Origin of the sequence: Microbacterium sp. (assembly GCF_031178525.1) — a bacterium.
GTDB lineage: Bacteria > Actinomycetota > Actinomycetes > Actinomycetales > Microbacteriaceae > Microbacterium.
Window position 1 is genome coordinate 1 of sequence record NZ_JAPSJA010000129.1, and the last position, 7,428, is coordinate 7,428.

General features: G+C 71.9%; 9 protein-coding genes and 1 pseudogene. 5 read left to right on the forward strand and 5 right to left on the reverse strand.

Annotation, left to right across the window (positions count from 1 at the left end; translation table 11 throughout):
- Nucleotides 1-430, reverse strand: a 430-nt coding sequence (locus RIF89_RS09185) for a GNAT family N-acetyltransferase (protein WP_309068818.1), incomplete at its 3' end; no start/stop codon positions are given.
- Nucleotides 431-523: 93 nt separating this feature from the next.
- Between RIF89_RS09185 and RIF89_RS09190 the strand changes: the two genes are divergently transcribed.
- The 3 genes from RIF89_RS09190 to RIF89_RS09200 are packed head-to-tail and all read left to right on the forward strand — an operon-like array spanning nucleotide 524 to nucleotide 2,661.
- Nucleotides 524-853: a PadR family transcriptional regulator gene (locus RIF89_RS09190; RefSeq protein WP_309068826.1), complete on the forward strand. Its 330-nt coding sequence runs from the start codon at nucleotides 524-526 to the stop codon at nucleotides 851-853.
- Nucleotides 854-879: 26 nt separating this feature from the next.
- Nucleotides 880-1,842, forward strand: coding sequence for a hypothetical protein (locus RIF89_RS09195; RefSeq protein WP_309068819.1), 963 nt, complete (start codon nucleotides 880-882; stop codon nucleotides 1,840-1,842).
- A gap of 9 nt (nucleotides 1,843-1,851) precedes the next feature.
- The gene (locus RIF89_RS09200; RefSeq protein WP_309068820.1) at nucleotides 1,852-2,661 is read left to right on the forward strand and encodes an LLM class F420-dependent oxidoreductase; all 810 of its coding nucleotides are present in this window, start codon (nucleotides 1,852-1,854) and stop codon (nucleotides 2,659-2,661) included.
- Nucleotides 2,662-2,712: 51 nt separating this feature from the next.
- On the opposite strand, the gene RIF89_RS09205 is transcribed toward RIF89_RS09200, so the two are convergent.
- Nucleotides 2,713-3,540 carry an LLM class F420-dependent oxidoreductase gene (locus RIF89_RS09205; RefSeq protein WP_309068821.1) on the reverse strand — a complete coding sequence of 276 codons (828 nt, stop codon included), beginning with the start codon at nucleotides 3,538-3,540 and terminating at the stop codon, nucleotides 2,713-2,715.
- A gap of 56 nt (nucleotides 3,541-3,596) precedes the next feature.
- On the opposite strand from RIF89_RS09205, the gene RIF89_RS09210 reads away from it, so the two are divergent.
- Nucleotides 3,597-4,508 (forward strand): 1,4-dihydroxy-2-naphthoyl-CoA synthase, encoded by a 912-nt coding sequence (locus RIF89_RS09210; protein WP_309068822.1) that lies wholly within the window; start codon nucleotides 3,597-3,599, stop codon nucleotides 4,506-4,508.
- 4 nt (nucleotides 4,509-4,512) lie between these two features.
- Nucleotides 4,513-5,643 carry an AMP-binding protein gene (locus tag RIF89_RS09215; RefSeq protein WP_309068823.1) on the forward strand — a complete coding sequence of 377 codons (1,131 nt, stop codon included), beginning with the start codon at nucleotides 4,513-4,515 and terminating at the stop codon, nucleotides 5,641-5,643.
- 17 nt (nucleotides 5,644-5,660) lie between these two features.
- Here the strand turns inward: RIF89_RS09215 and RIF89_RS09220 are convergent, their stop codons facing one another.
- The 3 genes and pseudogenes from RIF89_RS09220 to RIF89_RS09230 all read right to left on the reverse strand — a co-directional run.
- Nucleotides 5,661-5,951, reverse strand: a complete 291-nt coding sequence (locus tag RIF89_RS09220) for a DUF4287 domain-containing protein (RefSeq protein ID WP_309068824.1) — start codon at nucleotides 5,949-5,951, stop codon at nucleotides 5,661-5,663.
- A gap of 86 nt (nucleotides 5,952-6,037) precedes the next feature.
- Complete coding sequence (locus tag RIF89_RS09225; RefSeq protein ID WP_309068825.1) at nucleotides 6,038-7,165, reverse strand: PQQ-dependent sugar dehydrogenase; 1,128 nt, start codon at nucleotides 7,163-7,165, stop codon at nucleotides 6,038-6,040.
- Between the two features lie 36 nt (nucleotides 7,166-7,201).
- A pseudogene (locus tag RIF89_RS09230) lies at nucleotides 7,202-7,428 on the reverse strand (hypothetical protein); the annotation flags it as partial.

The window sequence follows — 7,428 nt, forward strand, 5'->3', positions numbered from 1 at the left end:
CGACGGCGCCGAGCCGGCGGTAGAAGCTGATCGACGGCTCGTTCCAGTCGAGCACGGACCACTCGAACCGCGTGTAGCCGTTGTCGACGCACTCCCGCGCGAGCCCGCGCATCAGTGCGAGCCCGTATCCGCGGCCGCGGTGCGTCTCCTTCACGATGAGGTCTTCGAGGTAGATGCCGTTGCGCCCCGTCCACGTCGAGTAGTTGAGGAACCAGATCGCGATGGCCGCGACCTCGCCCTCGTGCTCGACCACGTGGGCGTACACGGTCGGCTTCTCACCGAACAGCGCCGCCTCGAGCATCTCGGGCGTGCCGGTCACGGCATCCGGCTCCCGCTCGTAGACAGCGAGGTCGACGATGCGCTCGAAGATGCCGGGGACGTCGGAGGGGAGGGCACGACGCAGGATGGCGCCGTCGGCGAGGGTCTGCATGCCGCCAGCGTATCCGCGCTCGATCGGACACCTGTGCAGCTCAACTCGTTGTGCCGGTTGCATTGGTGTGTGACACACAGTAACGTGTCGAGCATGGATGGAAGCGGCGACATCGAGACCCACCGGCAGGAGCTGCGCCGGGGCACGCTCGTGCTGGCGTGTCTGCATCTGCTGCGCACGCCGGGCTACGGGTACGGGCTCCTCGAGCAGCTCGGCGCCGCGGGCTTCCCCACCGACGCGAACACGCTCTATCCGCTGCTGCGGCGCCTCGAGAAGCAGGGGCACCTCACGAGCGAGTGGAACACCGACGAGGCCCGGCCCCGCAAGTTCTACCGCACCTCCGAGGCGGGCACGCGCCTCGCCGACACCCTGTTCGCCGACTGGCGTGCGATCTCCGACGCGCTGGGCGGCCTCGCCGACTGATCTTCGACCTGTCCCAGGAGGACCTGATGTCCGAACTCCTCGACCGCTACGTCGACGCAGCGACGCGCTCGGTGCCGCCCGCGTCGCGTGATGACATCGCCGCTGAGTTGCGCGCCTCGATCACCGACCAGCTGGAGCCGCGCCTCGAGGCCGGCGAGGCCGACGACGCCGCCGAGCGATCCGTGCTCACCGAGCTGGGCGATCCGGCGATCCTCGCGGCGCGCTACGCCGACCGCCCGCTGCATCTCATCGGCCCCGCGTACTACCTCGAATGGCTGCGGCTGCTGAAGCTGCTGCTGTGGATCGTGCTGCCCTGCGTCGCCTTCGCATGGGTGCTCGGTCAGGCCATCGCCGGCGCCTCGGCGGGGACGATGCTGGGCGGTGGCATCGGCGTCCTGGTCTCCGTCGCGGTGCACCTGGCGTTCTGGACCACCTTCGCGTTCTGGCTCGCGGAGCGCGCGCAGACGCCGTCGCCGGTGCGCGCGTGGACCCCGGACGAGCTGCCGCTCGCAGCCGAGGCCCGCGCGTCACGCGCCGAGGTGATCCTCGCGCTGGCGTTCGTCCTGATCGCGGCGGGCCTGGTGCTCTGGGATCGGTTCATCGACTTCCTCCCGTGGGACGTCGCCGGCGGCCGCGTCCTGCCGCTGCTGAACCCCGGGCTCTGGCCGTGGACGCTCGTGGTGATTCCCGGCGCGGCCGCGATCAGCGCGTTCATCCTGCTCGGCGTCCATCTCGCGCGCCGCTGGACCCACCCCGCCGCCGTCGCGAACGCCGTGCTGGCCGTGGCCGTCGGCGCTCTCGGCCTCTGGCTGCACACGAGCGGGCTGATGTGGAACCCCGAGGTTGTGGCTCTGTTCTCGCAGCATGCGGGGGAGGAGGCCGCACGGGTCGTCGGGATCATCATCGGCGTGTGCCTTGCCGGCTTCCCGCTGTGGAGCGTGGCGGACGGATTCCTCAAAGCCCGCCGTGGCCGTCCCGCACGCCGTTAACCTGACGCCATGCCCGACTTCGCTACCGACATCCCCGTGCGCCTCGGCGTGCAGATCGCCCCGCAGCATCACGCCTCGTACTCCGTGATCCGCGACGCCGTGACGCGCCTCGAGGACATGGGCGTCGACGTGCTGTTCAACTGGGATCACTTCTTCCCGCTGTCGGGCGACCCCGACGGCACGCACTTCGAGGGCTGGACGATGCTCGCGGCCTGGGCCGAGCAGACCGAGCGCGTCGAGTTCGGGCCGCTGGTGAACTGCAACAGCTACCGCAATCCCGATCTGCAGGCGGACATGGCCCGCACGATCGATCACATCTCGAAGAAGGGCGGCGACACGGGCCGCTTCATCTTCGCGACGGGATCCGGATGGTTCGAGCGCGACTACGACGAGTACGGCTACGAGTTCGGAACCGCCGGATCGCGGCTGGACGACCTCGCCGAGGCGCTGCCCCGCATCGAGTCACGATGGGCGCAGCTCAACCCGGAGCCCACGCGCGACATCCCGATCCTGATCGGGGGCGCGGGCGAGCAGAAGACCCTGCGGCTCGTGGCGCGCCACGCGGACATCTGGCACAGCTTCGTCCGCCCCGAGGACTACGGGCACAAGCTCGACGTGCTGAGGCGCTGGGCGGAGAAGGAGCAGCGCGACCTCGGCACGCTCGTGCTGTCGAACCAGGTCAGCGGCGACCACATCGACCGCGCCGATGCCCTCTACGACGCGGGCGTGCGCCTGTTCACGTGCGACGTGACGGGCCCGGACATCGACTTCGCGCGCGTCGAGCGCTGGCTCGCCTGGCGCGACGCCAAGAACGCCTGATCAGGCCCACGCCTGCACGTCGGCCGCCGGGAGGGAAACCCCTCCCGGCGGCTAGGACACGGCCGCGCGCCGCTTCTCGTCGCGCCACGCGATGAGGTCCCGCAGCGGCCCGAGGTCCCACGTCGGTGCCTCGTAGCCGACGGTCAGCAGCCGCACGCCCACGGCGTGCAGTCTCTCGGCGTGGCCGACGTAGTCCTCCAGGTCCTCCGGGAAGCGCCCCGGCCTCGGCGAGACGCCCGCGCTGCGGACGATCTCGGACGGATCCCGGCCCACCTTCGCGCACCAGTCGTCGAGCACGGCGCTCTTGTGCGCGATCGTGTCGGCCTCGCCGAAGCTGTGCCAGATGTCCGCGTGCCGCGCCGCGATCCGCAGGGTCTTGCGCTCGCCGCCGCCGCCGATCAGCACGGGGATGCGTCGCGTGGGCGCGGGGTTGAGTTGCGCCCAGCGGGAGCGGATGAGATCGAGGTCTCCCTCCAGGCGGTCCAGGCGGCTGCCGGGGGTGCCGAACGGCGCGTAGCCGTACTCGTCGTAGTCGCGCTCGAACCAGCCCGCGCCGATGCCGAGGATCAGGCGACCCTCGCCGTCGCGCGCCGAGATGTGGTCGACCGTCCGAGCCATGTCGGCGAGCAGCTGCGGATTGCGGTAGCCCGTCCCCGTCACGAGCGGCCCGAGCTCGATCCGCTCGGTGGCTTCCGCCCACGCGGACAGCAGGCTCCAGCACTCGAAGTGCAGGCCGCCGGGATCGCCGGAGAGCGGAAAGAAATGGTCCCAGTTGAACACGATGTCGGCGCCGGCCTCCTCGACCGTCGCGACCGCGCGGCGGAGCTCCGCGATCGAGGCATGCTGCGGTTTGATCTGCACGGCGATCCGGGTGTCCATGTCGTCGAGTCTCCCAGGCCCGGCGCGGCCGGGGGACCGCCGAATAGGCTGGAGCGGTGACCGACACCTTCGTCTCCGACCTGTTCGACGCGTCCGAGTGGGACGAGGCTCCCGGCGCTTCGGCGTACCGGGACATCACCGCCCACGTGTCGAAGGACGGCCGGATCGCGCGCATCGCGTTCGACCGTCCGGAGGTGCGCAACGCCTTCCGTCCCGCCACGGTCGACGAGCTGTACCGCGCGCTGGACTCCGCACGACAGGATCCCCGGATCGGCGTGGTCCTGCTGACGGGCAACGGGCCGAGCCCGAAGGACGGCGGCTGGGCGTTCTGCTCCGGCGGCGACCAGCGCATCCGCGGTCGGGACGGCTACAAGTACTCGGAGGAGGAGACGTCCGTCAGCGACGCGGCGCGCGCCGGTCGGCTGCACATCCTCGAGGTGCAGCGGCTGATCCGGTTCATGCCGAAGGTCGTGATCGCGGTCGTGCCCGGCTGGGCTGCCGGCGGCGGGCACTCGCTGCACGTCGTCTGCGACCTCACGATCGCCTCGGCCGAGCACGGCCGCTTCAAGCAGACCGACGCGGATGTCGGCTCCTTCGACGCCGGATACGGCTCGGCGTACTTCGCGCGCCAGATCGGCCAGAAGTTCGCTCGCGAGGTGTTCTTCCTCGCCGAGGAGCATTCGGCTCAGCGCATGTACGAGATGGGCGCCGTCAACCGGGTCGTGCGCCACGCCGACCTCGAGCGCGAGGCGATCGCGATGGCGCGCGTCATTCTGACGAAGTCGCCCACGGCGATCCGGATGCTGAAGTTCGCGTTCAACGCGGTCGATGACGGACTGCCGGGCCTTCAGGTCTTCGCGGGCGAGACCACGCGCCTCGCGTACGGCACGGACGAGGCGGTCGAAGGCCGCGACTCCTTCCTCGAGAAGCGCGAGCCCGACTGGTCGCCGTTCCCCTGGCATTACTGACGCAATGAGGCTCGAGCGGCTCGACTCCGACGACCCGCGCGCCGTGCTGCGGGCGCTGCGCGCTGCACTCGGTGCGGGGCCCGCGGTCGCGCTCGGCGGTGCCGCGGAGCCGCCCGAGACGGTGCCCGCTGGGATCGCGGCGGTCGTGACGACCTCCGGATCCAGCGGCGTGCCCAAGAGCGTGATGCTGTCGCGCTCGGCCCTCACCTCGAGCGCGCTCGCGACGGCGGAGCGGATCGGATCGGGTCAGTGGCTGCTCGCCCTTCCGGCGTCGTATGTCGCGGGCGTGCAGGTGCTCGTGCGCTCGCTCGTCCAGGGGACCGAGCCGGCGATCCTCGCCGGCCGCTTCTCGGCCCCGGCGTTCGCGCACGTCGTCTCGGGCATGCACTCCGCACGCGGCGGTGAGCGTGTGCCGATCTACACCTCGCTCGTGCCTGCGCAGCTCCGGACGCTCGTGGACGCCGCGGGGGAGGACCCCGGGGTGGCGCGAGCCCTGGCGTCGTTCGAGGCGATCCTGATCGGCGGTCAGGCGCTGCCCGCCGTGCTGCGAGAGCGCGCAGCCGAGCTCGGCGCGCGGATCGTGCGCACCTACGGCTCGAGCGAGACCGCGGGCGGATGCGTCTACGACGGCGTGCCGCTCGGCGGCGTGCGCGTCGCCGCGATCGACGGCGAGCTGCGGATCAGCGGCCCCACTCTCGCGGACGGGTACCTGGGGGATGCCGCAGCGACCGACAGGGTGTTCGTGCGCGACGCAGACGGCGCGCGCTGGTACCGCACGGGCGACGCGGGCACCGTGACCGACGGGCGCGTGCAGGTGACAGGCCGGATCGACAACGTCATCGTGACGGGCGGGATCAACGTCTCGCTCGACCGCGTCGAGCGCGTCGTGCGCGAGGTGCTCGACGCGGTCGTGGTCGGCGCGCCCGACGAGTGGTGGGGCGAGACGCCCGTGCTCGTCGCCCGACGCGCGGATGTGCCCGATCCCGATGCGGCCCTGGCCGCGGCGCGCGAGGCGGTCGCCACGCACGTCGGCAAGCCCGCCCGGCCGACCCGCATCCTGCTCGTGGACGAGGTGCCGCGCCTGGCATCAGGCAAACCCGATCGGCAGGCCCTGAAGCGCCTCGCCGCGGGCTGAGGTCGCGCGAACGGGTGTCAGGCCGTCGGCTTGGTGTCCTTGCCGTCGAGCCAGAGCCGGTTCGAGTCGTCCCGGTGCGTGCCGCCCGAGCCGACGTGCTTGTCGTCGATCCGCTCGCCCTTCGTGATGACGTGCACGAGCGCCATGGCGTGCCCGCGGCCGAGCCCGTAGTCGTCGGCGAGCCACTGCACGATGGGCGCGGCCTTCGTGCCCGGGCCGAAGCCGCGCTCGGCGGCGAGCTCGATGAAGCGACGCGGCGTGACGCCGGTCTTCGTCTCGATGTTGTCGAGGTAGGCCTGGAAGGACATGGGCGGTTTCTCCTGGGTCGAAGGCGGATGGGGAGGGGCGTGTCGGGATGGGCTTCGGCGGCTGCGCGTCAGGGCGTCCGGGGGGTTCACCCTACGGCGGGCAGGTCGATCCGGATGATGCGGTCGTCGTCGGGTCCCGGGTCGCCGCGGCCGTCCGTGTTGTTGGTGAGGATCCAGGCGCCGCCGTCCGGCGCCTCGACGACGTCGCGGAGGCGGCCGAACTCGCCGACATGCACCTCGACGGCGTTCCCGGGGTCGGCCACCGGCACCGCGCGCAGGCGCGAACCGCGCAGGTTCGCGATCAGGATCACGTCGTCGACGATCGCCATGCCGCTCGGGCTCGCCTCGGGCGTCGTCCACTGCAGCACGGGGTCGACGAAGCCGCCGTCCTCGCCGCCCGCGCCCTCGACCTCCGGCCAGCCGTAGTTGGCGCCCGCCTCGATGCGGTTCAGCTCGTCCCAGGTGTCCTGGCCGAACTCCGTGGCGAACATGGTGCCGTCGGAGCTCCACGCGAAACCCTGCACGTTGCGGTGACCTATCGAGTACACGAGCGTCGCCGGATCCGGGTTGCCGGGAGCGGGGTCGCCGTCCGGCGTCATGCGCAGGATCTTGCCGCCGAGCGCGGCGCGGTCCTGCGCGCTGCGGGGGTCCCCCGCGTCGCCGACGGACGCGTAGAGCATGCCGTCGGGCCCGAACCCGATGCGGCCGCCGTTGTGGATGTTGCTCGTGGGCAGCCCGTCGAGGATCGTCTTTGCGGCTCCGAGCGAGGGGGAAGCGGCATCGCCCGTGAGCGCGATCCGCTGGATGCGGTTGCCGCCCGCGGCCTTGGAGTACGCGTAGAGGCGCCCCTCGCCGTCGAAGGCGAGGCCGAGCAGGCCGCCCTCACCGTCGGCGACCAAGCCCTCCACGACGCCCACCTCGTGGGTCGAGCCGTCGGCGGCAAGTCGCAGGATGCGCCCCGAGTCGCGTTCGCTGACGAGCACCAGGTCACCCGATCGCGCGATGGACCACGGCGCGTCGAGCCCCGTCGCGATGACCTGCGGCCCGGTCGGTGAGGCGGGCGCGGAAGGTGGCGCATCGGTCGCTGCGGGTTCCGTAGGGGAGGGCGCGGCCGACGGGGTCGCGGGAGCGTCAGTGGGATCGGGGTCCGTCGCGGCGCAGCCCGCCAGGGCGAGCGTCATCACCAGCAGCACCGTCGCCGCTCGAGCCGTCATGGGGATCACGGTACCGCCGAGCCGGGGACGGCGGCATCACTCCCCGGAGAGCAGCCCTTCGCGCTGCGCGCCGGCCAGCATGGCGCGCAGCATGCGACGCAGCTCCCGGCGGTCCCGCGCGTCCAGGTCGCCGGCTATGACGAACTCGAGCCCCTCGACGCGCGGCCGCAGTTCGGCCACCGTGGCTCGCCCGGCCGCCGTGAGCTTCAGCACGTTGCGTCGGCGGTCGGAGGCATCCGACGCGCGCTCGATCAGGCCGCGCC